The 25,255-nt window shown below is 68.6% G+C and carries 24 protein-coding genes; 22 read left to right on the top strand and 2 right to left on the bottom strand.

The genetic code is table 11. From position 1 onward, the window contains the following. Positions 1–72: 72 nt before the first annotated feature. Positions 73–453, top strand: a complete 381-nt coding sequence (locus PKE84_RS12005) for a DoxX family protein (RefSeq protein ID WP_271177487.1) — start codon at positions 73–75, stop codon at positions 451–453. A 73-nt stretch (positions 454–526) separates the two neighbouring features. Here PKE84_RS12005 and PKE84_RS12000 read toward each other — a convergent pair whose 3' ends face one another. Beyond that, entirely contained in the window at positions 527–979 is a 453-nt protein-coding gene (locus PKE84_RS12000; RefSeq protein ID WP_271177486.1) for an anthrone oxygenase family protein, read from the bottom strand. A gap of 87 nt (positions 980–1,066) precedes the next feature. On the opposite strand from PKE84_RS12000, the gene PKE84_RS11995 reads away from it, so the two are divergent. The 8 genes from PKE84_RS11995 to PKE84_RS11960 all read left to right on the top strand — a co-directional run bounded on the left by PKE84_RS11995 (position 1,067) and on the right by PKE84_RS11960 (position 10,929). After that, positions 1,067–1,639 (top strand): TetR/AcrR family transcriptional regulator, encoded by a 573-nt coding sequence (locus tag PKE84_RS11995; RefSeq protein ID WP_271177485.1) that lies wholly within the window; start codon positions 1,067–1,069, stop codon positions 1,637–1,639. Between the two features lie 97 nt (positions 1,640–1,736). Beyond that, positions 1,737–2,669: an ROK family protein gene (locus PKE84_RS11990; RefSeq protein WP_271177484.1), complete on the top strand. Its 933-nt coding sequence runs from the start codon at positions 1,737–1,739 to the stop codon at positions 2,667–2,669. Continuing rightward, positions 2,666–4,441 carry a class I mannose-6-phosphate isomerase gene (locus PKE84_RS11985; RefSeq protein ID WP_271177483.1) on the top strand — a complete coding sequence of 592 codons (1,776 nt, stop codon included), beginning with the start codon at positions 2,666–2,668 and terminating at the stop codon, positions 4,439–4,441. The genes PKE84_RS11990 and PKE84_RS11985 overlap by 4 nt, the downstream gene beginning before the upstream one ends. Before the next feature lie 178 nt (positions 4,442–4,619). Continuing rightward, positions 4,620–5,879, top strand: coding sequence for an ABC transporter substrate-binding protein (locus PKE84_RS11980; RefSeq protein ID WP_271177482.1), 1,260 nt, complete (start codon positions 4,620–4,622; stop codon positions 5,877–5,879). Next, positions 5,879–6,754 carry a carbohydrate ABC transporter permease gene (locus PKE84_RS11975; RefSeq protein WP_271177481.1) on the top strand — a complete coding sequence of 292 codons (876 nt, stop codon included), beginning with the start codon at positions 5,879–5,881 and terminating at the stop codon, positions 6,752–6,754. Before PKE84_RS11980 ends, PKE84_RS11975 begins: the two co-directional genes overlap by 1 nt. A 9-nt stretch (positions 6,755–6,763) precedes the next feature. Beyond that, complete coding sequence (locus PKE84_RS11970; protein ID WP_271177480.1) at positions 6,764–7,588, top strand: carbohydrate ABC transporter permease; 825 nt, start codon at positions 6,764–6,766, stop codon at positions 7,586–7,588. Between the two features lie 18 nt (positions 7,589–7,606). Next, positions 7,607–9,745, top strand: coding sequence for a glucosidase family protein (locus tag PKE84_RS11965; protein ID WP_271177479.1), 2,139 nt, complete (start codon positions 7,607–7,609; stop codon positions 9,743–9,745). Beyond that, entirely contained in the window at positions 9,742–10,929 is a 1,188-nt protein-coding gene (locus tag PKE84_RS11960; RefSeq protein ID WP_271177478.1) for an SGNH/GDSL hydrolase family protein, read from the top strand. Before PKE84_RS11965 ends, PKE84_RS11960 begins: the two co-directional genes overlap by 4 nt. A 20-nt stretch (positions 10,930–10,949) precedes the next feature. On the opposite strand, the gene PKE84_RS11955 is transcribed toward PKE84_RS11960, so the two are convergent. After that, positions 10,950–11,486: a cupin domain-containing protein gene (locus PKE84_RS11955; protein ID WP_271177477.1), complete on the bottom strand. Its 537-nt coding sequence runs from the start codon at positions 11,484–11,486 to the stop codon at positions 10,950–10,952. 165 nt (positions 11,487–11,651) lie between these two features. Here PKE84_RS11955 and PKE84_RS11950 point away from each other — a divergent pair, with 165 nt between their 5' ends. The 13 genes from PKE84_RS11950 to PKE84_RS11890 all read left to right on the top strand — a co-directional run. After that, positions 11,652–13,247 (top strand): ABC transporter substrate-binding protein, encoded by a 1,596-nt coding sequence (locus PKE84_RS11950; protein WP_271177476.1) that lies wholly within the window; start codon positions 11,652–11,654, stop codon positions 13,245–13,247. 124 nt (positions 13,248–13,371) lie between these two features. After that, positions 13,372–14,394: an ABC transporter permease gene (locus tag PKE84_RS11945; RefSeq protein WP_271177475.1), complete on the top strand. Its 1,023-nt coding sequence runs from the start codon at positions 13,372–13,374 to the stop codon at positions 14,392–14,394. Continuing rightward, positions 14,391–15,296 carry an ABC transporter permease gene (locus PKE84_RS11940; RefSeq protein ID WP_271177474.1) on the top strand — a complete coding sequence of 302 codons (906 nt, stop codon included), beginning with the start codon at positions 14,391–14,393 and terminating at the stop codon, positions 15,294–15,296. Before PKE84_RS11945 ends, PKE84_RS11940 begins: the two co-directional genes overlap by 4 nt. A gap of 5 nt (positions 15,297–15,301) precedes the next feature. After that, positions 15,302–16,120, top strand: a complete 819-nt coding sequence (locus PKE84_RS11935; protein WP_271177473.1) for an ABC transporter ATP-binding protein — start codon at positions 15,302–15,304, stop codon at positions 16,118–16,120. Then, positions 16,120–16,953, top strand: coding sequence for an ABC transporter ATP-binding protein (locus PKE84_RS11930; RefSeq protein ID WP_271177472.1), 834 nt, complete (start codon positions 16,120–16,122; stop codon positions 16,951–16,953). The genes PKE84_RS11935 and PKE84_RS11930 overlap by 1 nt, the downstream gene beginning before the upstream one ends. Continuing rightward, complete coding sequence (locus PKE84_RS11925; protein WP_271177471.1) at positions 16,943–18,190, top strand: amidohydrolase family protein; 1,248 nt, start codon at positions 16,943–16,945, stop codon at positions 18,188–18,190. Before PKE84_RS11930 ends, PKE84_RS11925 begins: the two co-directional genes overlap by 11 nt. Continuing rightward, positions 18,187–19,881: a DUF885 domain-containing protein gene (locus PKE84_RS11920; protein ID WP_271177470.1), complete on the top strand. Its 1,695-nt coding sequence runs from the start codon at positions 18,187–18,189 to the stop codon at positions 19,879–19,881. The genes PKE84_RS11925 and PKE84_RS11920 overlap by 4 nt, the downstream gene beginning before the upstream one ends. Continuing rightward, on the top strand, positions 19,878–20,336 hold the full coding sequence (locus PKE84_RS11915; RefSeq protein ID WP_271177469.1) for a nuclear transport factor 2 family protein: 459 nt from the start codon (positions 19,878–19,880) through the stop codon (positions 20,334–20,336). Before PKE84_RS11920 ends, PKE84_RS11915 begins: the two co-directional genes overlap by 4 nt. Beyond that, positions 20,333–21,265, top strand: coding sequence for a dihydrodipicolinate synthase family protein (locus tag PKE84_RS11910; RefSeq protein WP_271177468.1), 933 nt, complete (start codon positions 20,333–20,335; stop codon positions 21,263–21,265). Before PKE84_RS11915 ends, PKE84_RS11910 begins: the two co-directional genes overlap by 4 nt. Beyond that, positions 21,262–22,464: an NAD(P)/FAD-dependent oxidoreductase gene (locus PKE84_RS11905; RefSeq protein WP_271177467.1), complete on the top strand. Its 1,203-nt coding sequence runs from the start codon at positions 21,262–21,264 to the stop codon at positions 22,462–22,464. Before PKE84_RS11910 ends, PKE84_RS11905 begins: the two co-directional genes overlap by 4 nt. Continuing rightward, positions 22,457–22,738 carry a (2Fe-2S)-binding protein gene (locus PKE84_RS11900; RefSeq protein ID WP_271177466.1) on the top strand — a complete coding sequence of 94 codons (282 nt, stop codon included), beginning with the start codon at positions 22,457–22,459 and terminating at the stop codon, positions 22,736–22,738. The genes PKE84_RS11905 and PKE84_RS11900 overlap by 8 nt, the downstream gene beginning before the upstream one ends. A 1-nt stretch (position 22,739) precedes the next feature. Beyond that, a complete protein-coding gene (locus PKE84_RS11895) occupies positions 22,740–24,197 on the top strand; it encodes an FAD-dependent oxidoreductase (RefSeq protein WP_271177465.1) in 1,458 nt (485 codons plus the stop codon). A gap of 148 nt (positions 24,198–24,345) precedes the next feature. Continuing rightward, on the top strand, positions 24,346–25,255 hold a 910-nt coding region (locus PKE84_RS11890), incomplete at its 3' end, for an ABC transporter substrate-binding protein (RefSeq protein WP_271177464.1).

Genomic DNA, 25,255 nt, shown 5'->3' with positions numbered 1-25,255 from the left:
CCTTTCGCTCGCGCGCTCCGTCATCCATTGTGACGTCCCCGGATGGCCCGGGCGAGGGTTGAGGAGCTATTCATGAATGTCGCACTCTGGATCACCGCGGGACTGATGGCGGCGGTGTTTCTGATCGCGGGCTTCAACAAAGTCTTCATCCCGAGACAGAGACTCGCGAAAGCGCCGGGAGCGAAGTGGGTCGACCATTTCAGCGCCGGGTTCATCAAGACCCTGGGGGTCCTCGAACTCCTGGGCGCGGTCGGTCTGATCCTCCCAGCGGTGCTCGGAATCGCGCCCATCCTCGTGCCGCTTGCCGCCACAGGCCTGGCGGTGATCATGGTCGGAGCGGCGGTCGTCGAGTTCCGGCTGCACGAGCCCAGGCACGCCCTGCTGAACCTGACGTATCTCGCGCTTCTCATCTTCGTCGCCTGGGGACGGTTCGGGCCGGAATCCTTCGCGTAGGGATGCGTCCCGATGCGTCCGGTGCGTCCGATGAATCACGCGCCAGGACGAGCCGGCGCGATCTGCGCCCGAGTCAGAGCGCCGTGACCGCGACGGCGACGAGCACGAAGGCCGCAACGAGGATCGCGACGCGCGCGTAGTGCAGGCGGTCCCAGCGCTGGTGCTGCTCCCTCCAGTCGTCGGGGTGGTCGTCGGCGGTCCACGTCTTCGAGCGGTTGTTGATCGGCACCAGCAGAGCGATGGACAGGATGACGCTGACGGCCAGCAGGGCTGCAGCGACGACGGCCACGACGGCGGTCGTCGTGCCCCAGGTCGCAGCGGCGAGGACCGCTGTGAGGATCAGGGAGCCGAAGTACCAGAACGGCATCACCCGTCCGAGCATCCGACCGCCGTGCGCTCGTGCTGACAGGGAGGCGCCGACCGGCAGCCGCGTCATGATCGGGTTGATCACGAACGCGACCGAGAACTCGACGCCGACCATGAGGCCGACGACGGTCGTGGTGATGATGGCGAGAACGGGGGCCATTGGATCTTCCTTTCGGATCTAGCGACGCTAGAAAAGCTAGCAGTGCTACCATAGAGCGCGACGACCCGGACCGCAAGAGGAGCACCGATGGCAGATCAGACGGCACGGCAGCAGCGCAACGACGAGCGGCGCCGCGGCATCCTCGCTGCCGCACGGGAGCGCGCCGACGCCGACGGATGGGCGGCTGTGACGACCCGCCATCTCGCCGACGCCATCGGATACACCCAGCCCGTGCTCTACGGTCACTTTCCCGGAGGCAAGTCCGAGATCATGCTGGCCGTCGCCATGGAGGGCTTCGTCGACCTCACGCGGCAGTGCCGCGCAGCGCTCGGCGGCGAGCGGGGGCGGCACGCGATCGAAGCCGTCGCGGTGGCCTATCTGGATTTCGGCAGCGAGCATCCCGCGGTCTACGAGGCCATGTTCCAGCAGCCGATCGACACGCGATTCGCCAGCGAAGACACCGACCCGAGCCTCCGCGCGGCGTTCCACGTGCTGGCGGATGCGATCGACGACGACGGCGACGGCGCGGCCACCGAAGTGTTCTGGGGTGCCCTTCACGGGATCAGCCTGCTCGAGCGCGCCGGCCGCATGCGCCCGGAGCATCGCGCCGACCGCATCGCCGAGCTCGGCGCCCGCTTCGCGGCGGACGTGAGCAGCTGACCTCTCCCTTCGGCCGCGTCGACTTGACGGCAGGTCACCGATGTGCGCTATGGTAACGATACCAACAACGACGATGTCGCCGAACGAAGGAGAGACGATGACCGCGCTGTGCATCGACTTCGGCGGCACCCGCATCAAGGTGGGCGTTCTCGACGAGGGGCACATCCTGGCCGCGACCGAGCTGCCGAACACCGGGCGGGAGAGCGACCTCGAAGCCGTGGTCGCCGCGGCCACGACGCTGTCGGAGCAGGCGGCCGGGTACGAAGGAATCGGCATCGCGCTGCCCGGAGTCGTCGACCGCTCTCGCGGGGCGCTCGTCGCCGCGCACGACAAGTACGACTGGGCCACCGGTCGCGATCTCCGCGACTGGGCGGGAGCCGCGTTCGGCGCCCCCGCCGTCGTCGAGAACGACGCGCGGGCTGCGCTGCTCGGCGAGACGACCTACGGATGCGCGGTGGGGGCGACGGACGCCGTGCTCCTGACCCTCGGCACCGGTATCGGCACGGCGGCGATGATGGACGGCGTTCTGCTGCGCGGGGCACGCGACCATGCGGGCATCCTCGGCGGCCACATCACGGTCGACCTCGACGGGCCGCCCTGCAACTGCGGCAACGTCGGTTGCGCCGAAGCCGTGGCGAGCACGTGGGCGCTTCGGCGGGATGTCGCGGCCGACGCAGACCTCGCCGAGGCGCTGGCCGACGACGGCGTGCCGTCCGCCGCGGTGGCCCCCGGCCTCAAGGACCTCTTCGAGCACGCCGACGATCCGCGCGTCGCGCCGACGGTCGACCGCTACCTCCGCGCCTGGAGCGCCGCCATCGTCGGGCTCTGCCACGCCTACGACCCCAGCGTCGTCATCGTCTCGGGCGGCGTCATGCGTTCAGCAGGCCTCGTCCTTCCCCGTCTCACCGAACTCGTGCACGGCCACCTGTGGTCGTCGTCGTATCGCCCGCCGCTGGTGACCCCGGCGGCACCGGAGCACTCGGTGCTCCTCGGCCTCTCGGCCGCTGTCTCTCGAAAGGACCTTCCGTGACGTCATCCCCCTCGACCTACGACAAACAGCCGTCGGTGCCGCTGCCGCCCGGCAGTCGCGTGTGGCTGGGCGCCGAGGCGTGGCAGCAGCTCGATGACGCAGCGCGGCGTGCCGCAGGCTCCCGCGCCCCCGTCGTGGCCGTGGACTGCTACCCCGGCGTCGACGTGGCCGCCGTCGTTGCGGAACTCAGCGAGGCGCTCCCGGCGTATGCCGTGATCGACATGGAGGGGGCGGCGAAGCCCATCGAGCAGATCGACGCCCTCATCGGCCGCTCGCTCACCGACGACCGGGTGTTCGGCGTGATGAGCCACTTCACCCTCGACGAGTTCTACGTCGAGGCCGAGCTCGACGCCCTCGCAACTGCCGTCGCGGACAGCGGCACGCCGACGATCCTCGTCGGCTGGGGCGCCGCGCTCGTCCCCGTCGCGACGGACGTGCTCGTGCTCGCCGACCTGGCGCGGTGGGAGATCCAGCAGCGTCAGCGCCGCGGCGCGACGAACTGGCACACCGACAACGCCGGCGAAGACAATCTGCGCAAGTACAAGCGTGGCTTCTTCGTCGAGTGGCGCACCGCCGACCGGCACAAGCGCACGCTGTTCGACCGGGTCGACTTCGTGCTCGACACCAACACCAGCGTGCGGGAGGCGGGGCTCATCACGGGCGACGCATTCCGTGGCGCGCTCGAGCACGCCGCCACCGCGCCGCTGCGCGTCGTGCCGTTCTTCGACCCCGGCGTCTGGGGCGGCCAGTGGATGAAGGAGCGCCTCGACCTCGACCCCTCCGCCGACAACTACGCCTGGTGCTTCGACTGCGTTCCCGAGGAGAACTCCCTGCTGCTCGAGGCGGACGGACGCGTCGTCGAGATCCCCGCCATGGACCTGGTGCTCACGCAGCCTCGGGCCCTGCTCGGCGAGAAGACCTTCGCGAGATTCGGCGCCGAGTTCCCCATCCGGTTCGACTTCCTCGACACCATGGAGGGCGGCAACCTCTCCCTGCAGGTGCACCCGCTCACCGACTACATGCTCGACACGTTCGGCATGCACTACACGCAGGACGAGAGCTACTACCTGCTCGATGCGGCGCCCGGCGCCGAGGTGTATCTGGGCATCAAGTCGGGCACCGATCCGGATGCGATGGTCGCGGCGCTCGAGGCGGCTACCGACGGCGAGCATCCGTTCATCGCGGAGGAGTTCGTCAACACCTTCCCCGCCCGCAAGCACGATCACTTCTCGATTCCGGCCGGCACGGTCCACGCCTCCGGTGCGAACGCCATGGTGCTCGAGATCTCCGCGACGCCGTTCATCTTCACGTTCAAGCTCTGGGACTGGGGCCGCGTCGGCATCGACGGCATCCCTCGCCCGATCCACCTGGAGCACGGCCGTAAGAACATCCAGTGGGACCGCGACACCGAGTGGGTCACCGAGAACCTCATCGACCAGGTCGAGGTGATCCGCGAGGGAGACGGCGTGCGCGAAGAGCGCACCGGCCTGCACGGGCTCGAGTTCATCGAGGTGCGCCGCCACTGGTTCGACACCGAGGCCGCTCTCGACACGGATGGCACGGTCAACGTGCTGAACCTCGTGGAGGGCGACGTGGTCGAGGTCGCGAGTCCGACGGGCGCGTTCGAGCCGTACCGCGTGCACTACGCCGAGACCTTCATCGTGCCCGCATCCGTCGGGCCCTACCTGATCCGCCGCACCGTCGACTCGACCAGCGAGACCTTCGCCACGGTGGTCGCCTCGGTACGCGGTACGCGCATCACCGATAACTGAACAGCACCACAGCACCACAGCACCACAGCACCACAGCACCACAGCAATACGAGACAATCACCCGTCCTTGCAGGGCCCTCGGAATCCTGCTAGCTTTGCTTGCGGAATTGGTAACGATACCAAACAAGGCGGGGCGTAAGCGCGACCGACCGGTCGCGCACGAACAAGGGAGTTCAGGATGAACAGAAAACGCACCATCGGACTGGTCGCCTCCGTGCTCGCGACCGGCCTCCTCCTCGCCGGCTGCTCCGGCAGCGGCGCGAGCAACGCCACGACCGGAACGCTCAAGTTCTACACGGACAAAGCCGCGTGGAAGCCGCAGTTCCAGTCGCTCAACCCGACGTCGCAGAAAGACGTCAAGATCAGCCTCAACACCACCGGCTACTCCGACGAGAACCAGTACCAGGCGTTCGTCAAGCAGTCGTTCCGCACCCAGCAGAGCCCCGGGCTCTTCACCTGGTCGACCGGTGACAATCTCAACCAGCTGGTCGACCAGAAGCTCGTCGCCGACACCTCCTCCATCTGGAAGCAGGCGATCGCCGACGGCAACGTGAGCCAGGACCTCGAGAAGTACTACACGATCGGCGGCAAGCAGTACTGCGTGCCCATGAACATCGCGTACTGGGTCATGTATTACAACAAGAAGATCTTCGACAAGTACGGCATCGAGAAGCCGACGACGTGGCAGGAGCTGATGGACGACGCCGCGAAGCTCAAGCAGAACGGTGTGACGCCGTTCTATCAGACCAGCACGCTCTTCACCTTCCCCTGGTTCGAGACGCTGGTGGCCGGTACCGACCCCGCCCTCTACAACGGGCTCGCCGACGGCTCGGTCAAGTACACCGACCCCAAGATCGTCGCGATCATGAACGAGTGGCTGGCGCAGGAGAAGAAGGGCTGGTTCAGTGACGCGGGCAGCAAGACCGACCCCGCGCAGATGCTGAAGCAGGGCGACATGGCCATGATCAACTTCGGCACGTTCTTCGGCGCCTCGCTCGACGGCGTGGGCATGAAGGCCGGCAGCGACTACGACTACTTCGTCATCCCCGCGGTCGACCCGAGCCTGTCCAAGACGCCTGTCCCGGTCGAGACCGGCCCGATGTGCGTCGCTCAGAGCTCGAAGCAGAAGGACCTGGGACTCGCCTACTCCAAGTGGTGGATGACCCCCAGTGCCCAGAGCGCCTGGGGCAACGCCCGCGGTGACGTGCCCTTCAACCCGAAGGCCGAGACCAAGGACGCCGGCCTCAAGACGCTCGGCGAAGACGTCGCCAAGGGTCCGTACCAGCTCGTGACGCGCTACTTCGAGGCGGCGCCGACGCCGATCCTGAACGTCGCGCTGGAGGAGTTCGGAGCGTTCTCCGCCAACCCGGGCAACCCGCTGCCGCACCTGCAGAAGATCCAGGCCGCTGCTGACAAGTACTGGGCAAGCAAGAAATAGTGAGCGCCAAGAAACCGCAGTACCGCTGGGCCGCCCGGGGCTTCGTCGCCCCGGGCGTGATCCTGGTGGCCGTACTCCTCTACCTCCCGCTGCTCTGGACGGTGTTCCTGAGCTTCACCGATTACAACGGCCTCGGGGATCCCACCTGGACCGGGCTCTCGAACTACCAGGAGATGTTCGAGGACCCCGACTTCCTCAACTCGCTGTTCAACACACTGCTGTGGGTCGCGGGCACCCTGATCATCCCGGTCGGACTCGGCCTCGCCCTCGCGCTCCTCACCTGGAACCTCCGGGGCGGGGTCTGGCTCCGGCTGCCCTTCCTCATCCCGTACGCCATCTCCGGAATCGGCGTCGGCCTCATCTGGTCGTTCGTGCTCCAGAGCAACGGAGCCCTCGACCAGGCGCTGCACTTCTTCGGGATCGCCGACACGCCCCGCTGGCTGCTGGATGCACCCCTGAACACGATCGTCATGATCGTGGCCGCGGCCTGGCAGGGCGTCGGCGTCAACGCGCTGCTCTTCACCATCGGGCTGCAGTCCATCCCGAAGGAGCCGCTGGAGGCGGCACGTCTCGACGGGGCGCGCGGCTTCCGCCTGTTCGGCAGCATGCTCTGGCCGATGCTGCGGCCGTTGACCACCGTCGTGATCGGTCTCTCGATCGTCGCCAGCCTCAAGACCTTCGACATCGTGCTCGGCATGACCAAGGGCGGGCCCGGGCGCGTCTCCGAGACGCTCGCGCTCACCATGTACAACGACACCTTCGTGAACAGCCAGTACGGGCTCGGGTCGGCCATCGCGGTGTTCCTCACCGTCGTGACGCTGCTCGCGAGCATCCTGTACCTGCGTCAGCAGCTGTCGAAGAAGAACGAGATCTAGGAGCACCCGATGTCATCGACCGCATCCCGCGCCTGGCGCACCGCCGTTCTCATCTTCTTCGGCCTCATCTGGCTGCTGCCCGTGTACCTGCTCGTCATCAATGCGAGCAAGTCGCCGCAGGCCTACGACTCCCGTCAGTCCTGGATCCCGAACGGCACCGACCTCATCAGCAACATGGTGGACGCCTGGAATCTCAGCAACCTCGGCGGCAGCCTGGCCAGCACCGTCATCTACTCGATCGTCTCCCCGCTGGTCGCCGTGATCGTCGGCGCCGCCGTCGGCTTCGCGATCGTGGCGCTCGGTCTCAAGCACGGCTTCTGGTGGTTCGTCTTCATCTTCGGCGGAACCGTCTTCCCGCTTCAGATGATCCTGCTGCCGCTGTTCGACGGCTACTCCCGCACCGGACTCTTCGACACCCAGCTCGGTATGGTCATCGTGTACACCGCGATCTCCATCCCCTTCTCGGCGTTCGTGATGCGCAACTTCTTCACCGGCATCGCGCACAACGTGTTCGAGGCGGCGGTGGTCGACGGTGCCTCGAGCTGGCGCATCTTCTTCCGGCTCTACCTGCCCATGGCCACGAGCGCACTGATCGCGGTGTTCATCCTGCAGGCCACCTTCATCTGGAACGACCTGCTGCTCGGCCTCACGCTGAGCCAGTCCGACAACGTGCGGCCCATCGTCACCACGCTGGCCGGAATGCAGAGCACGTACGGCGGCGCCCAGCTGTCGACGGTGCTCGCGGCCGGCATCCTGGTCTCGCTGCCGACGGTCGTGCTGTTCCTGTTCACTCAGAAGTTCTTCTCCCGCGGTCTGGCACTCGGCCAGTACTGACCTCAGCTAGGAGCATCCATGCCCCGCACCATCCCGACGGTCGACGACCTCGCCGCCGACGTGATCACCCACCACTACGACGACCTGATCGCGCCTCCCGGGCTCACCAACTTCCTCGGCACGACGGTCGTCGGGCACGACCTCGTGTCGCTGCAGGCGGTGACCTTCCCTCCGGTCTCGCAGGGCCTCGCGCAGACCGGGGCGCTGTTCGTCGACGGTCGCGTGTTCGAGTCGTACGGCATCCCGATCGCGCACGCGTGGCGGCCTGATCGCGTCGTGCGCAGTGCGTCGGTCGGCGACCTCGACATCGAGACGACTACGGTGTGCGTGCCCGGCGAGACGGCGGTCGCGGTCGACGTGCGTGTGACGAACCGGAGCGGGGCCGCTCGATCGGTGACGCTCATCCTGGCGGTCAACGCCCGGGTGACTCGTGCCGACGGGTCGTGGGGCGACGCGGAGTCGCCGAGTGAACGCAACGAGGTCGAGGTGGATGGCGACGGCAACCGGCTGCTCTTCGCGGCGCCCGGGCAGACCGCGTGGAGCGTGCAGGGCATCGACCGGATGGCGCGGGTCGCCAAGAGCGCTGTCCCCCCGACCCCGGTGGACGAGTTCGAGGTCGGGATCGGCGGCGCGGGCCGCGGCGGTGAGCTGTCGACGGTGCTCGAGCTGGAGCCGGGTGCGACCGGCCGATTCGGCTACGTACAGGCGACGGCGACCACTCGCGCCGCGGCCGTCGCCGTGTTCGACCGCGTCGCGGCCGACGTTCCCGCGGCCGTCACGGCTGCCGAGACCATGTGGAACGGCCAGCTCGCAGCGATCTTCACCCCCGGCAACACCGAGTACTCCGGCCATCTGCCTGCGCTGGCCACGAGCTCGGAAACCCTCCGCCGCCTCTACTGGTGGGGAGCGCTGGGCGTGATCTGGTTCCGCCGCGAGTTCGACGGCAACGTCCTCGGCCGCAGCTACGACACCCTGATGCCGCACTACTGGGCGACGACCACCTTCATCTGGGACTACAGCCTCAGCTCGGTCGTGCACTCGATGCTCGATCCGGATGAGATGCGGCGGCAGCTGCTGCATTGGATCGCCAGCGACATCCACACCCACTTCGGAACCTCCTCGCTCACCGGCGACCCGGTCGGCCGGTGGTATTCGGTGAACGACTACGCCATGACGCGCCTCGTCGACGACTACGTGCGGCACACCGGCGACGCGGGCTTCCTCGAGGAACTCGTCGGAGCGGGCGATCGCGAGGCGGCCCCCGTCGCCGACCACGTGGTCGAGTGGGCGGACGCCTGGAAGGGGCTGCGCGGCGCGAGTGCGCTCGCCGACTACGGCGAGATCGACAACCTGCTCGAATGCGTCAGCTCGTACACGCACGAGGTGGCGAGCCTCAACGCCGCGAACGTGTGGAACCTGCGCACGGCGGCCGACCTCCGCGAGCGTCTGGGCGACGCCGACGGGGCGGAACGGCTGAGGGCCGACGCCGAGCGCCTGCTGCCCGACGTGCTCGCGCTCTACCTCGACGGCACCGGCCATTTCGCCGCCGGCCAGCCCGACGGCACGCGCATCCCGGTGAAGCACTGCTACGACTTCAACATCGTCGGCACCACGATCGCGGCCGATCTCGACCCGCGGATCCGGCAGGAGATGGTGCGGTTCTTCGAGCACGACCTGCAGACCGACAACTGGATGCGCGCCCTCTCTCCGTGGGATCCGGATGCGAGCTTCAGCGTGCGGCCCGACCACCAGTGGAACGGCGCGTACCCGGCGTGGCCGGCCGACGCAGCCCGCTCGCTCATCGCGCTCGGCGCCGAGGACGTCGCGCTCCCGTGGCTCGACGGTCTGGTGCGCTCGACGAACCAGGGGCCCGCCGGCCAGGCGCACTTCGTGGAGGAGGCCCTGCCCGGGATCAACGGAGGTGCGCGCAAGGCTCCGCCGCAGCTCCCGTACATCAACGACTGGTCGTGCTCGTCGTCGGGCGCGTGGGTGGCGATGATCCTGGAGTCCGTCTTCGGGGCGCGGGTCGGCATCGACGGCACGGTGACGGCCGACGGATGCGCCGCGCGTCTCGACCCCGACGCGACTCTGACGGGGTATCGGGCGGCCGGACGCAGCTACACGATCCACGCCGACGGGCGCGTGGAGGAGGAGTGACCCGCGAGGCGGCGACCGACCCGAGCATCCTGATCGACGCGCCGCTCGAGGGGGGTGCCGTCGAGATCCGCGGCGCCATCCGCGTCGAGCGGACCGCACGCGGCCTGCTCCCGCGGAGGCTCGGCGCCGCCCAGTGGGAGCAGATCCCCGACGACTTCATGCTGGCCGCGGTGTCGCAGAGCGCGGGCATCCGTCTCGCGTTCCGCACGACGGCGACGGTGATCGAACTCGACGTGCTCGCCACCAAGATGATCGAGAGCGAGACGGCGCCGATGCCGGATGCGCTCTACGAGCTGGTGGTCGATGGCGAACTGGTGCAGGCGCAACCCTCGTCGGCGGGCAACCGTTTCGTCTTCACCTTCGAGCGGCCGGACGCCTACGTGGTCGCGGGCGAGGCGGACACGCTGCGCTTCACCGGGCTGGGCCCGGATCCCAAAGACGTCGAGCTGTGGCTGCCGTACAGCGACGAGATCGAACTGCTCGCGCTCAGAGCGGATGCCCCGGTCGAACCGCCGGCGCCGGTGACCACGCTGCGCTGGCTGCACCACGGCTCGTCGATCAGTCACGGCTATGCGGCGACGCGCACCAGTCGCACCTGGCCGGTGACCGCGGCCCGGGCATCCGGTGTCGAGCTCACCAGCGTCGCCTTCTCAGGCAATGCGATGCTCGATCAGCTCACGGCGCGAACGATGCGGGATGCTCCGGCCGACGTCATCAGCGTGAAGGTCGGCATCAACATCGTGAACGGCGACCAGATGCGGTTGCGCGTGTTCCGCACGGCCGTGCACGGCTTCCTCGACACCATCCGGGACGGCCATCCGGATGCGCCGCTACTCGTGATCTCGCCGATCTTCTGCGGCCCGGTCGAGGAGTCGGCCGGCCCGACGATCCAGGACCCGACGCGGAGCGATCTCTGGACGATCTCGGCCGGAACGCCCGCGGAGGTGCTCGAGGGCAAGCTCAGCCTCACCGTGATCCGCGCGGAACTGCTGCGGATCGTCGGCGAGCGCTCCCGCACGGACGCGAACCTGCACTACCTCGACGGCCTGCGGCTGTACGGCGCGGACGACAACGCCCGGATGCCGATGCCCGACAATCTGCACCCGGCCGACGACGTGCAGCAGCTCATGGGCCAGCGCTTCGCGCGGCTCGCCTTCGGGCCGGACGGCCTGCTGCGCCGCTGAGGCCACCTCTCGCGGCGAGGCTAGGGCGTGGGCGGGGTGACGGCGATGACGATGGAGGTCTCGGAGTCGGAGGCGTTCACGTAGCGGTGGCCCTGGCGGGAGTCGAACGTGATCGACTGGCCGGCGCCCAGCGTGTACTCCGTGTCGCCGATCTCGACGAGCAGCTCGCCCGAGATGACGAAGGCGCATTCCGTCGACGGGTGCGCGTGCAGCTTCGGTGAGCTGGCGAGGCCGGGCGGGATGGTTGCCGTCAGCATCTCGAGATCGCCACGGCCGGGAGTGAGCCGCTCGTAGAAGAATTCTCCGCCGGTGGTGCCGAGCGTCGGCCGCTGGTCGGGGGACGACACGTGCACGAGCGGGGCATCGGGATCCGTGAACAGTGACGAGATCGCGGCCTCGAAGACACCGGCGAGTTTGCGGAGCGATACCAGGCTCGGATCGGCGGTTCCGTTCTCGATCTGGCTGAGCATCCCGACCGAGAGCCCCGAGAGCTCCGCGAGCTGCTTGAGGGTCATTCCGCGTTCGAGCCGCAGTGCCTTGAGTCTGTCTCCCAACACGTCGTTGGTCCCCTTCGTTGTGTAACAAGTTCAATGCAGATTAACAAATTTCAATGTACTTGAACTAGGCTGCCGGAAATCGCCCTCCTGCACCATCAGCTGAGCCGTCCAGGAACTCTATCGCCCCGGGCGTTCTCCGAAATCACAAGGAAGTATGGACCGAGAATGATGAACAAATCTCAACGAGTGCTCGCGGTCGTTGCGGGTCTCGCCGCGATCCCGATGGCGCTCACTGCATGCGCGGGTACCTCCTCGTCCGCTGGCGGCGGATCGAAGACCCTGACAGTCGACACCTCGTTCGTGCTGAAGACGCTGGACCCCGGAATGGTCTACGAGCAGACCGGTGCGACCGCGGTGCACAGCATCTACGACACGCTCGTCACCTTCGCCGGCTCCGACGTCTCGAAGATCCAGCCCGACCTCGCCTCGTCGTTCGACTCCTCGTCCGACGCGAAAACGTTCACCTTCCACCTGCGCGACGACGTGACCTTCTCCGACGGCAGCAAGCTGACCGCAGACGACGTCGTCTTCAGCCTCAAGCGCCTCCAGAACCTCAAGGGCAGCGCGTCGCAGACCGTCGCCGGACTCGCATTCAGCTCGACCGACGCGAAGACGGTCGTGGTGACGTCGGACATCCCCAACCCGGATGTCCCGACGATCCTGGCGATGCCGAGCACGGGCATCCTCAACTCGGCGGAGGCGAAGAAGCACGGCGCGACCGACGCGGCCGACGCCGCGACGAGCGACACGATCGGGACCTACCTCGACACCCACTCGATCGGCTCCGGCCCCTACACGATCGGCAGCTACGACCCCAGCTCGAAGGTCGTGCTGAAGGCGAACACCAAGTACTGGGGCACGGCTCCCGCCTACAACCGGGTCGTCCTGCAGAACGTCGACGTGCAGAACCAGAAGCTCACGATCACCAAGTCGGCCGGCGACGAGATGGCGCTCGACCTGTCGGGTGCGCTCTCGGAGGGCCTGCCGTCGACCGTGCAGGTGTCCGGCGTTCCCGACACCTCGTACTTCCTGAGCCTCAACCAGGACCCGTCGGTCTCGAAGATCACCTCGAACCCGGCCTTCGTCAAGGCACTGCGCGCCTCGATCGACAACGTGGGCATCGCCAAGCTGTTCGGCAAGGACGCGACGCCCGCAGCGGGTCTCGTGCCGCCCGCGTTCGCCGGCGCCCTGCCCGAATCGGATGCCCCCAAGCGCGACGTCGCCCAGGCGAAGTCGCTCCTCGCCGGCGCCGGTCTCAGCAACCCCAAGGCCAAGCTCATCTACCCGGCCATCACGTACCGCGGCGTGGACCTCGGCACCGTGGTCACCAAGGTCCAGTCCGACGCCAAGGAGGCGGGCATCGACATCGAGCTGACCCCGCAGCCGATCAACGTCTTCCTCGACTCGCAGTCCGCCGGTAAGAACGAGATCGGGTTCTCGCCGAACAGCCTGAACTATCCGGTCGCCGCATCGCTGGTCAACAACATGGCCCCGGGAGCGAGCACCTCGCTGCGCACCGGCTGGACCGTCGAGCGCGCCGACGCGTCGGCTGTGGCAGCAGGCAAGGCCGTGCTGGCGGCCACCACCGCGGATGCCCGCAGCGCGGCGATGCAGGAATGGCAGAAGGTCATGAACGCCACCTCGCCGTACATCCCGCTCGCCAACAACTCCGGCATCGTCGTGGCGGCGGGCAACCTGAAGGGCGCTGTCTACTCGCCCGCCGGCTGGACCGTCGACCTCGCTGCGGTCAGCAGCAAGTAGCCGGTCCCCCTGAACGCGGTGCCGGCGGGCCTCCTGTGCGGCGCGCCGGCACCGTATCCCCTTCCTCCGTTCCACACACGCTCTGCGCAGCCCCGACCTGCGCGCGATTCCCGAAAGACCTGACATGCCCCCTCTCGTGAAGACGATCGCGAAGCGTGTGCTCACGACGATCGTGCTGCTCTGGGGTGTCACCGTCGTCACGTTCATCCTGGTGAGCGTGGTGCCCGGCGACCCGGCGGCGGCGAACCTCTCGCAGCAGGCGTACGACGACCCGGCCATCCGGGAGGCGTTCCGCCAGAAGTGGGGTCTCGATCAGCCCCTGATCGTGCAGTACGGCCGCTACCTGTGGAACATCCTGCACGGCGACCTCGGCACGTCTCAGCAGACGCATCGTCCAGTCGTGCAGGATCTCGGCCAGTACATCCCCGCGACGATCGAGATCGCCGTCCCCGCGATGATCATCGCCATCGTGATCGCGGTCGGCCTGGGCATCCTCTCGGCGATGCGCAAGGGCAGCGCGACCGACAACGGCATCCGGGTGCTCTCGCTCACCGGTCTGTCGACGCCGCCCTTCTGGCTCGCGCTCGTCGCGCTCTACATCTTCTTCTACGTGCTCGGCTGGGTGCCCAACGGCGGTCGCCTCAGCAACAGCTTCGACCCGCCGCCCACGATCACCGGCATGTACACGGTGGACGCCCTGCTCTCCGGCCAGCTCGACGTGTTCTGGGATGCCGCGTGGCACCTCGTGCTGCCGGTGGCCATCCTGGCGTTCCTCACGATCTCGGGGCTGTTGCGCTTCGTCCGGTCATCCATGCTCGAAGTCCTCGACTCGGACTACATCCGCGCCGCTGTCGCCAAGGGTCTGCCGCGTCGCACCATCACCTGGCGACACGTCTTCCGTGCCGGCCTGCTCCCGGTGCTGACCGTCTCGGGCCTCACGATGGCGTCCCTGCTGGGAGGCGCTGTGCTTGTCGAGCAGATCCTGAGCTGGCCCGGGCTCGGACAGTACGCCTACAAGAGTGCGCTCTCGCTCGACCTCCAGTCGATTCTCGGCGTGACCCTGTTCGTCGCGCTCGTCTACACCCTGATCAACCTGCTCGTCGATGTGCTGTACAGCGTCGTCGACCCCCGGATCGGATCGAAATGACCGCTATGCCCCCTCCCGCCGAGACCCTCGTGCGTGCCGGCCGCCGTGCCGGTACCGATCGCCTGCTCCGGTCGCAGTTCAGCTCCGTCTGGCTCCGCCCGTGGACCGTCGTCTCGATGGCCGTCATCGCGATCTGGGCCCTGCTGGCCGTCTTCGCGCCCTGGATCGCGCCGTACGACCCGCTCAAGACCGTCGGCGCAAATCTGCAGCCGCCGACCGGGGCCCACTGGTTCGGTACCGATGAGCTCGGGCGCGATGTGCTCAGCCGGGTGATCGTGGGCACCAGGCTCTCGCTGCCGCTCGCGGTCGTGATCGTCGCCCTCTCACTGCTGGTCGGGGGCATCATCGGCCTGCTCGCGGGATACCTCGGCCGCGCCGTCGACACGGTGGCGATGCGCCTGGCCGACCTGGTGCTGGCCTTCCCGCAGATCATCCTCGCGATGGCCGTCACGGCGGCCTTCGGGCCGAGCACCGGGAACGCGGTGCTCGCGCTGGTGATCGTGTCCTGGCCGCTGTACGCGCGCATTATCCGGAGCTCGGTGCTCAGCGTTCGCGAGCAGGAGTACGTGGTCTCCGGGCACCTGCTCGGTTCGGGCACGATCAAGTCGATCGTCAAGGACGTGATCCCGAACAGCGCCGGCCCGGCACTGGTGATGGCGACCATCGAGCTCGGCAACGCGATCCTGATGCTCGCGGCGCTCTCGTTCCTGGGCCTCGGCCCGCGCCCGCCGGCGGCGGAATGGGGCGCCATGATCGCGCTCGGCTCGCAGAACCTCTCGAACTGGTGGATCAGCCTGTTCCCCGGGCTCGCGATCCTCACCATCGTGCTCGCGTTCAACATGCTCGGCGACAGCGTCCAGGACTACTTGGATCCGCGCAACCGGACGGGGAGGCTGCGATGAGGCCGATGATGACCATCGACGCGCTGAGGGTCTCGCTTCCGACGTCGTCGGGTTACGTCGACGTCGTGCGCGACGCCACCCTGACCATCGGCGAAGGCGAGATCGTCGGACTCGCGGGCGAGAGCGGTTCCGGCAAGACGATGACCTCCTCGGCCATCCTCGGCATCCTGCCCACGGGCGCGCGCACCTCCGGGGCGGTGACGTTCGAGGATCGCAACCTGCTGACGCTGGCGGAGCGCGACCTCGGTCATGTGCGCGGCAACCGCATCGCAATGGTCTTCCAGGATCCGACGGCGGCACTGCATCCACTGCTCACGATCGGCACCCAGATCACCGAGCACATGCGGCACCACCTGGGGATCGGCAAGAAGGAGGCCGTGGAGCGCGCCGTCGACCTTCTCGACCAGGTGCGGATCGCCGAGCCGCGCAAGGCGCTGCGTTCGTACCCGCACCAGTTCTCCGGCGGCATGCGGCAGCGCGCCGCCATCGCCATCGCTCTGGCCTGCGAGCCCCGACTGCTGATCGCGGACGAGCCGACGACGGCACTCGACGTGACCGTTCAGGCCGGCATCCTGCAGCTGTTCGATCGGCTGCGCGACGAGACCGGGGTGTCCGTGCTGTTCATCACGCACGACCTGGGCGTGCTCTCGACGATCGCCGACCGCACCTATGTCTTCAAAGACGGGGCAGTCGTGGAATCGGGTGAGACGGAGGACGTGCTGCTGCGCCCGGAGCACGAATACACGAAGGCGTTGATAGCGTCGCGGGCACAGTCGCTCGCCCAGGAGCGAGAGGCCGAGGCGGCCGTGGAAGGGACCTACTGATGAACGTGCTCGAGATCGATGACGTGCACGTGACCCACCAGCGCCGCGGGCAGGAACCGGTGCGTGCGGTGCGCGGCGTCAGCCTCGCTGTCGCCCCGGGTCAGATCGTGGGACTGGTGGGGGAGTCGGGCTGCGGCAAATCGTCACTCGCTCGCGTGGCCGTCGGGTTGGCGGCTCCGACCAGCGGTGCCGTGCGGTTCGAGGGCCGGCCGCTCGCGGCCTCGCGGCTCCGAGCCCGCGCCAAAGACGCGCTCGGGCTGCAGATGATCTTCCAGAACCCGTATGCCTCCCTCAGCCCCCGCCGCACCATCGGCAGCCAGCTGCTCGACGGCGTGCGCACGCCGCTGTCCGGTCCAGAGCGTGCGGCCGAGGCGATCCGGTTGCTGCAACTGGTCGGGCTCGACCCCGACAGCCGCGGCCGCTACCCCAACCAGTTCTCGGGCGGCCAGCGCCAGCGTCTCGCGATCGCGCGGGCGCTCGGTGCCCGCCCGTCGCTGGTCATCGCCGATGAGCCGGTGACGGCGCTCGACGCCTTCTCGTCGGCCCAGATCGTGACACTCCTCACCGGGCTCGTACGCGAACTCGACATGGGGATGCTGTTCATCTCCCATGACCTCTCGCTGGTGCGCGCCATCGCCGATGAGACGGCGGTGATGTACGCCGGTGAGATCGTCGAACGCGGCCCGTCGGAGCGCGTCTGGAACGAGCCCGCCCACGACTACACCAAGACGCTGATCGCCGCGATCCCGGTGATCGGCCCCAAGACCGTACGCCGGAAGGCCGCAGGCGCGACGTCGGCGGCCATCCAGGAAAGGAACACCCATGTCGGTTGACACCATCGTCGACGCCTCGACCGGAACGCTGCTGACCGGCGCCCGCCTGTTCGACGGCACGAGCGGCGAGCTCCTCACGGGACACGCGATCGAGATCGACCGGGAGGGGACGATCGTCGCTCTCGGTGAGGAGGCGGACGTCGTGCGCGCCGCAGCACCGGATGCCCGCCGCATCGATCTCGGAGGCCGGGTGCTCTCGCCCGGGCTGATCAACATGCACGTGCATTTCGGGCTGGCGCTCCCTGGCACGGCGGGCGACCTCGTCTCCGGCGGCTCCGACGGCGACCTGCTGCTGGTGATGGCCGACTCGGCCAGACGCACCCTGCTCGCCGGCGTGACGACGGTTCGACTCGTCGGAGAGAGCCGCTATCTCGACTTCGCGCTGCGCCGCGGCGTGCGCGCCGGAGCGGTCGACGGACCACGCATCTTCACCGCCGGCCACGCTCTGTGCTGCACGGGAGGCCACGGCTGGGAGTCCGATGCGCTGGAAGGCGATGGACCCGACGACTTCCGCAGGCTCACGCGGCTCCAGATCCGCGAGGGCGCCGACCTCATCAAGGTGTGCGTGTCCGGCGGCATCGCGGGAGAGCACGAGCAGATCGACACCCCGCAGCTGTTCGACGACGAGATGGCGGCGGTCATCCAGGTCGCCCACGACTGGGGCCGCAAGGTCACGGCGCACGTCGGCCCGTCGTCGACGCTCGACCGCGCCATCCGGCTCGGCCTCGACTGCGTCGAGCACGGCTACGAGCTGACCCGCGAGACGACCGACCTGATGGCCGAGCACGGCGTCTGGTACGTGCCGACGATCACGGTGAGCCGGTGCGCCGACTTCTTCGATGAGCAGGGCGTCCCCGCATGGATGAAGGAGCGGGCGCTGGGGGCAGGACCCCGGCACTGGGAGAGTCTGGAGAACGCCATCGCCAGCGGCGTCAAGATCGCCATGGGCACCGACATGCCTCCCGCCGCCGGCTTCGACGGAACCACGGCGACCGTTCGCGAGATGGAGTTCATGGTCGACGCCGGCATGTCGCCCCTCGATGTGATGCGCTCGGCGACGTCGCGTGCAGCCGAGCTGATCGGCGACGAGTCGTTCGGCACGATCAGGGTCGGCGCCCGCGCGGACTTCGTGGCGATGGCCGACGACCCGACCAGCGACGTCTCGGCGCTGCGTGGAATCGACTGGGTGATGAAAGACGGCCGCGTGTACCGGGACGACCAGGAGGCCACCCGATGAGCGCGGTGCGCGCCATCGCCGACCGCTATCTGGACTCGCTCGCCCCGCATGAGCCGGCCGCCGCACAGGCGCTCGGCCGGCAGGCGGCGGACCGCCTGCCCGATTTCACGCCCGGATGGGCCGAAGCACGCCGGGCGCTGGACGAGTCGACCGCCGCAGAGCTCCGTGCCCTCGATCCGAGTGAGGTGAGCCCTGGGGATCGTGGCCTGCACGCCGCGATGATCGAACGCCTCGACAGCGAGGTGTCGCTGTTCGACACCGGGTTCACGCCGCGCCTCCTCGCCCCGTTGGCGACCCCGGTGCATTTCATCCGCGAGGCGTTCGACGACACGGTGGTGACCGCAGACGCCGCCGGTGATGCCGTTCTGGCTCGCCTGGCCGCAGTGCCCGCGACCCTCGCCGACCTGCGTCGACGGCTCGAATGGTCGCGCGACGAGGGCGCCCGCGGTCGGTTCAGCGGGGGCGGGGTCGCGGGTGCGACCCAGGTCGCTGTGGTCGCCGACCAGATCGCGTCGTGGATCGATCCCGACGGCATGGACTACTTCGGATCGCTGCGAACCGAGGGGCTCGATGCCACGCGCACCGCCCGGCTCGCTAGCCTCGCGGCCGAGGCGAGTGCGGCCTTCGCCGCCTTCGAAGAGTTCCTCAGATCCGACCTGTCCGCCGACGCGCCCGTGCAGGATGCGGTGGGCGAAGAGGTCTACCAGGCCACCTCGCGCGCCTTCCTCGGGAGCGACCTGGACCTCGACGAGATCTACGCCTACGGATGGAGCGAACTGGAGCGCCTCGTCGGCGAATCGCGCCGTATCGCCTCCGAGCTCACGCAGACCCCGGTGGACGCCGACGTCACCCGCCGCGCCGTTGCACTGCTGGAAGCGACCGGAGAGCAGGCGCTCTCCGGTCGCGACGAGATCTCGGCGTGGCTGCGCGATCGTGTCGACCAGACCATCGCGCAGCTCGACGGCACGGCCTTCGACCTTCCGTCCGACATCGGCGAGGTGGAGTGCGTCGTCACCGAGGCGGCCTCCGGAGTCGTCTACTACCTGCCCGGCGCGCCCGACGGGAGCAGCCCGAGCAAGATCGTGTGGACCATCCCGCGGGGCAGGTCGTCGATCGCCACCTGGCACGAGGTCACCAGCGTGCACCACGAGGGCGTTCCCGGCCACCACTTGGAGCACGCCATCAACCGGGCGAACGCGTCACTGCACCCGTGGCAGCGCTACCTGTGCGAGGTGCACGGGTATGCCGAAGGCTGGGCGCACTACGCGGAGGGTCTCGCCGACGAGCTGGGCCTCATCCGGACGCCGGCCGAACGTCTCGGTATGGTGTTCGGCCAGATCTGGCGTTCGGTGCGCATCGTCGCCGATCTGGGGCTGCACACGAACCGTCCGATCCCCGGGAACTCGCTCACCGACGCGACCACCTGGACCCCGGAGCTCGCCCGCACCTTCTTGCGCGACCTCGCGATGACGGATGACCACACGGCGATCTTCGAGGTCGACCGGTACTTCGGCTGGCCGGGCCAGGCGCTGGCGTTCAAGGTCGGCGCCAAGCTCTGGCGCGACGCCCGCGAGCAGTCCCGCGAGCGCCTCGGCGCCGACTTCGATCTCAAACGATTCCACAGCGACGCCCTGGGCGCAGGCCCGATGGGCCTCGGCCCGCTCCGCGCCACGCTCCTGGCCGACCGATGACCACGAAAGGCACCACTGTGCAGTACACCGATCCCGCGGATTCGTCCGTCGACGAACTCCACGGGTTCGTCGCCGACCTTTATGCCCACCTCGCCGATCGCGGGGCGTTCGACGCTCGGCTCGACCCCGGCGTGACCGTGTGGGAGACCGCCGATCCGCGGCTGCTGCACGGCATCGCCGAGCTCGACGAGCTGCGTGGACCGGCGATCGCTCCGGAAGACCGCACCACGCCCCTCCCGCTCGTCGAGCCGACGGGTGTCGTCGCCGATCGCTGGGGCGACACGGGGGTGATCCGCTATCTGCTCGAAGTGCGGGCAACGGCGGGCGCGCCGGTCACCGAGCTGGTTCGTGTCACCGACGTCGTCCGCCGCGGCGACGACGGCTGGCGGATCGTTCACCACCACGCCACCGATATCGACCCGACGGACGCGCCGGCCGGAGAGGACAACCGATGAACCGCGACAGTGTGGAGTGGCACGGCTACATCCCGGCCATCACGACCCCCTTCACGCGGGACGGCGAACTCGATTTCGACGCGTTCGAGCAGCAGCTCGGATGGCTCTCCGCTGAGCGGATGCACGGTGTCGTGCTCGCCGGGACCACCGGGGAATGGTTCAGCCTGAGCGAGGCGGAGCGCGCGGAGCTGTTCCGCCAGGGCGGTCGGATCGCCGGCTCGTCGATGTGGGTGCTGGGCGGCTGCAACGCCTTCACCGCCGCCGAGGCGATCCGTCATGCGCACGCCGCCGAGCGAGCCGGTCTCGACGGGATCCTCCTCACCCCTCCGCCGTACATCGTGCCGACGAGGCGCGAGATCGTCGCCTTCTATCAGGAGGTGTCCGATGCGACGGACATCCCGATCTGCATCTACAACTGGCCGCGCGGCTGCATCGTCGACCTCGACACCGAGCTGCTCACCGAGCTCGCCGAGATCGAGAACGTGGTCGCCATCAAGAACTCGACGGGCGACACCGCCGGCTTCCTCAACGGCCTCTACGCGCTGGCGGATCGCGTGCGCTACTTCGGCATCCCGACCAGCGAGCTCGGCGCGGATCTCGTCGGTCTCGGCCACGGCGACGGCTTGATGGGCTCCGGCGCCCCGCTCGGCTCCGATCATCCCGACTTCTGGCGGGCGCTGGCCGCCGGCGATCGTGACCGGGCGCTGACCCTCGGGGCGCGCGACCGCGTCGTGATGCAGCGCTGGTTCACCCAGGACTACGGGGCGCAGTTCGGAAACGCGCAGGCGATCATGAAGACCGCGCTGCGGCTGCGTGGCGTGCCGGCCGGTTACGTGCGCCGTCCCCTGCTCGAGCTCACGGACGACCAGGTTCAGATCGTGCGTTCGACGCTGGAAGGTCTCGGCGTCGACACCGTTCCACTCTCGTGAGCACGGTCGTCGACTCGGTCGTCGTCGGCGGTGGACTGCTCGGCTCTGCTCTGGCCTGGATGCTCGCTCGCGACGGGGCGGACGTGGTGCTGCTCGAACGCGATCAGCTCAACCAGCACGCATCGGGGCAGAACGCGGGCAGCCTGCACTTCCAGCTCGAATACCGGATGGTCGAGCACGGTCTCGAGGCGGCACGGCAGGCCGCAGAAGCCATGCCGCTGCACCTCGACGCCGCCGATCACTGGGCTCGTCTCGGCGACGAGCTCGGGGAGTCGGTCGGGGTGGTTCAGAACGGCGGCCTGATGCTGGCGGAGAACGCGGAACAGGCCGCTGTTCTCGAACGGAAGGCCGAGCTCGAGCGGTCGTGGGGGCTCGACGTGACCCTCCTCGACGGCGACGAGGTGCGCTCCATCGCGCCGTACCTGTCGGAGTCCGTGGTGGCCGCCGCCTTCTGCCCGCTCGAGGGCAAGGCGGACACCCGCCGGGCCGGGCCGGCGCTGGCGCGCGGCGCGAAGCGGCTCGGAGCGAGCATCCTGACCCGCACGAAGGTCACAGCGATCGAACGCGACGGGCTCCTGTGGCGGGTCGAGACCTCGTCGGTCGACGCCGATGGGAGCAGCACGGCGCGCTCGTTCCACGCTCAGACCGTGATGCTCGCCGGCGGCGTGTGGACGTCGGAGCTCGGAGCGATGCTCGATGTGCACCTGTCGACGATCCCGTTGGCGCTCACGATGTCGGTCATCGCGAAGACGCCCTCGTTCATCCCGCACCTCGTTCAGCATGCGGGGACCCGGCTGTCGCTGAAACAGTCATCCGACGGAACCGTGCTCGTCGGGGGAGGATGGCCGGCGCGACTCGCCACCGATGCCGACGGGCGCCCCGATCTTTCGGCGCGACCCCACCTGATCCAGGAGTCCGTCGCCGGCAACGCGCTGGCCGCCATGCGCGTGGTGCCACGTCTGGCGTCACTTCCGGTGCTGCGCACCTGGGTCGGCACGACCACCGTCACGCCCGACCAGCTGCCGCTGGCCGGCGAGGTGCCCGGGCGGCCCGGTGTCTTCGTCGCGACGGGCGGCTCGGCCTTCACGCTGGGTCCGAGCTTCGCGCGCATCCTGACCGATCTGGCCCAGGGGCGCAGCACGGCGATCGAGATGGCTCCCTATCAGCCCCTGCGATTCGGAGGTCTCGCCCATGTCTGAGAGCAGGCGACTGCCCCGCGAACGCCAGCAGCCGGTCACCGTTGACGTCGACGGCATGCCGGTGGCGTGCTTCGCCGGCGAGACGATCGCCACCGTCCTCCTGGCCGACGGGGTGACCGCGTTCGCGACCCGCGGCGGCGAGCCGCGGCAGCCGCTCTGCAACATGGGCACCTGCTTCGACTGCTCGGTGGTCGTCGACGGCATCCCCCTCACCCGCGCCTGCCTCACCCCGGTGGCCGACGGGATGAGCATCCGCACCGGACAAGGAGACTGACATGCACGACCTCGCTGTGATCGGTGCGGGACCCGCGGGCATCGCGGCCGCCCTCGCCGCTGCGGAGCAGGGCATCCGAGTCGTGGTCATCGACGAGCAGCAGCGCCCGGGCGGCCAGATCTTCCGCCGGCCTCCCGTGGAGTTCGGCGGAAGACCGGCAGCGTCTCCCGCCGGCTATCCGTGGGCGGCCGATCTGCTCGCCGCCGCCGACGCCCATCCCGGTATCCAGTGGCTGTCAGGGGCGACAGCGTTCGGCGTCTTCCCCGAGACCTCGGGTGGCAGAACCACGCTCAGCATCGGTCTGGTCGGCCCGGACGGCTCGAAACGGATCCGCGCGCGCCGCCTGCTCATCGCGACCGGCGCATACGACCTCCCCGTCGCCTTCCCCGGCTGGACGCTGCCCGGAGTGATGATGGCCGGAGCCGTCCAGGGCTTCGCGAAGAGCCAGCGCCTGCTGGTCGCCGAGCGCCTGGTGCTGGCGGGGTCGCATCCGCTTCTGCTCGTGGTGGCGGAACAGCTCCGCGCGGCGGGGGCGGACATCGCCGAGATCGCCTTCGCGCGAGGATTGCCCGGGTTCGGCGAGGCCATCCGCGCGCTGCCCGCGGTGCCGGGGCACGTCGGACTCTTCGCCGAGACGGCGGCGTCGGTTGCGCGGCTGCTCCGGGCCGGAGTGCGCATCTCGACGCGCACCATCGTGACCGCGGCAGAGGGCGATGGGCACGTGGCGGCAGTGCGGCTCGCCTCGGTCGACCGTCAGTGGCGCCCGACCGGAGAGTCCCGAGCGGTGCCGACGGATGCGCTGGTCATCGGCTACGGGTTCCAGCCTTCGACCGAGCTCGCGAGGCAACTCGGTTGCGCACTGCGCTGGGACTCCGCGAAAGGCGGCTGGATCGTCGAGCACGACGAGGCGATGGCGACCTCGATCGCCGGCGTGTACGTCGCGGGCGAGCCGACCGGCGTCGCCGGGGCCGAACAGTCCAGGGCCGAGGGACGACTCGCCGGGCTCGCGATCGCAGCCGACCTGGCCGCAGCGGACGGCCGGGCCGACAGCGGCTCGATGGTGTCCGGCCTGCGTGACGCCCGCCGGGAGATCCGGCGCGCCCGCCGGTTCTCGCGCGTCGTCGAGACCATGTTCGAGCCGAATCGCGACGCCCTCCTCGCCCTGGCCACCCCGGCGACCACGGTCTGCCGCTGCGAGCTGGTCAGCCGGCGCACCATCGAAACGGTGCTCGACAAGAACCCGCACCTCGACACGGCCAGCGCCGTGAAACTCGAATGCCGCAGCGGCATGGGACCGTGCCAGGGCCGCTATTGCGAGACGGCGGTCGCCGCCATCGTCGGTGCCCGCAGCGGTCGCTCGATCGATCAGGTCGGCCACTTCTCCGCCCACGTGCCGGTCAAACCAGTACCGCTGAGCGCGTTCTCCGCGCTGGGAGAGGAGGAGTCAGTGCAAAACTGATCTCGGACGAACACCCGACATCCATCGTCCCCACCCCCGAATCAGCCAGCGGTCGCGGTTCGCCGTGCGCGTGCGCTCCCGGGGTCACTTTTGTCCAACGCGGTCAGCGCATCGGCGCATCATCGCGCACTTCACAGCAGGAGGAACATTGCATTTCAAGGGAAGTAAGGTCAGGTACGCGGTCAGCGCGGTCGCTCTCGCGGGCGTCGCAGCTCTCGCGTTGTCTGCCTGCACCACGTCTGCCAGCCCGGCCGGATCGACGGCGTCGAAGGGCGGCACGGTGTCGGTCGCGGTCGTCAACGACCTGACGTCGCTGAACCCATCGACGCCGCAGGGCAACGTGGACACCAACGGTCAGGTCGGTTACCTGGATGGCTCGTATGGTTCGGGTTTCCAGTACATCGATGACAACTTCAAGATCGTCCACGACAACACGTTCGGTAAGTTCGAGAAGACGTCGGATGACCCGCTGACGGTGAAGTACACGCTGAACAAGGCGGACAAGTGGTCCGACGGCCAGCCCATCACTGCTGATGACATGGTCCTCGGTTGGGCGATGCAGTCCGGGTACTACGACTCGGCGACGCTGGACCCGGCGACGGGCAAGGTCCTGAAGGGGACCCAGTACTTCACGCCTGCTGCCGGTACGGCTGGTATCGACCAGACCGCGTACCCCGAGGTCAGCGACGACAACCAGACGATCACCTTGAAGTACGCGAAGCCGTTCGTGGACTGGGAGCTGTTCAACCCGATCGCGCAGCCGGCGCACATCGTGGCGAAGAAGGCCGGCCTGTCGTCGGCTGCTGACCTGACGAAGCTGCTGAAGGGTCTGCCGAAGGGCGACAAGGCTGCTCCGGCCGCCCCGGACGCGACGCTGAAGAAGGCTGCTGACTTCGTCAACACCGGCTACGACATCACCGCGTACCCGACCGATAAGGATCTGGTGGTTTCCTCCGGCGCGTTCTACGTGTCGGCGTGGACGCCGGGTCAGTCGATCACGATGTCGAAGAACAAGTACTACAACGGTGGCATGAAGCCGAATGTGGACAAGATCGTGT

It is taken from the genome of Leifsonia poae, from assembly GCF_027921845.1.
GTDB classification, from domain to species: domain Bacteria; phylum Actinomycetota; class Actinomycetes; order Actinomycetales; family Microbacteriaceae; genus Leifsonia; species Leifsonia poae.
This window is presented reverse-complemented; position numbering and strand designations above follow the sequence as displayed.

Coding starts and splice junctions, on each gene's coding strand:
- PKE84_RS12005 (WP_271177487.1), top strand. CDS start 73: ATGAATGTCGCACTCTGGATCACCGCGGGACTGATGGCGGCGGTGTTT.
- PKE84_RS12000 (WP_271177486.1), bottom strand. CDS start 979: ATGGCCCCCGTTCTCGCCATCATCACCACGACCGTCGTCGGCCTCATG.
- PKE84_RS11995 (WP_271177485.1), top strand. CDS start 1,067: ATGGCAGATCAGACGGCACGGCAGCAGCGCAACGACGAGCGGCGCCGC.
- PKE84_RS11990 (WP_271177484.1), top strand. CDS start 1,737: ATGACCGCGCTGTGCATCGACTTCGGCGGCACCCGCATCAAGGTGGGC.
- PKE84_RS11980 (WP_271177482.1), top strand. CDS start 4,620: ATGAACAGAAAACGCACCATCGGACTGGTCGCCTCCGTGCTCGCGACC.
- PKE84_RS11970 (WP_271177480.1), top strand. CDS start 6,764: ATGTCATCGACCGCATCCCGCGCCTGGCGCACCGCCGTTCTCATCTTC.
- PKE84_RS11965 (WP_271177479.1), top strand. CDS start 7,607: ATGCCCCGCACCATCCCGACGGTCGACGACCTCGCCGCCGACGTGATC.
- PKE84_RS11950 (WP_271177476.1), top strand. CDS start 11,652: ATGATGAACAAATCTCAACGAGTGCTCGCGGTCGTTGCGGGTCTCGCC.
- PKE84_RS11945 (WP_271177475.1), top strand. CDS start 13,372: ATGCCCCCTCTCGTGAAGACGATCGCGAAGCGTGTGCTCACGACGATC.
- PKE84_RS11940 (WP_271177474.1), top strand. CDS start 14,391: ATGACCGCTATGCCCCCTCCCGCCGAGACCCTCGTGCGTGCCGGCCGC.
- PKE84_RS11935 (WP_271177473.1), top strand. CDS start 15,302: ATGATGACCATCGACGCGCTGAGGGTCTCGCTTCCGACGTCGTCGGGT.
- PKE84_RS11930 (WP_271177472.1), top strand. CDS start 16,120: ATGAACGTGCTCGAGATCGATGACGTGCACGTGACCCACCAGCGCCGC.
- PKE84_RS11925 (WP_271177471.1), top strand. CDS start 16,943: ATGTCGGTTGACACCATCGTCGACGCCTCGACCGGAACGCTGCTGACC.
- PKE84_RS11920 (WP_271177470.1), top strand. CDS start 18,187: ATGAGCGCGGTGCGCGCCATCGCCGACCGCTATCTGGACTCGCTCGCC.
- PKE84_RS11915 (WP_271177469.1), top strand. CDS start 19,878: ATGACCACGAAAGGCACCACTGTGCAGTACACCGATCCCGCGGATTCG.
- PKE84_RS11910 (WP_271177468.1), top strand. CDS start 20,333: ATGAACCGCGACAGTGTGGAGTGGCACGGCTACATCCCGGCCATCACG.
- PKE84_RS11900 (WP_271177466.1), top strand. CDS start 22,457: ATGTCTGAGAGCAGGCGACTGCCCCGCGAACGCCAGCAGCCGGTCACC.
- PKE84_RS11895 (WP_271177465.1), top strand. CDS start 22,740: ATGCACGACCTCGCTGTGATCGGTGCGGGACCCGCGGGCATCGCGGCC.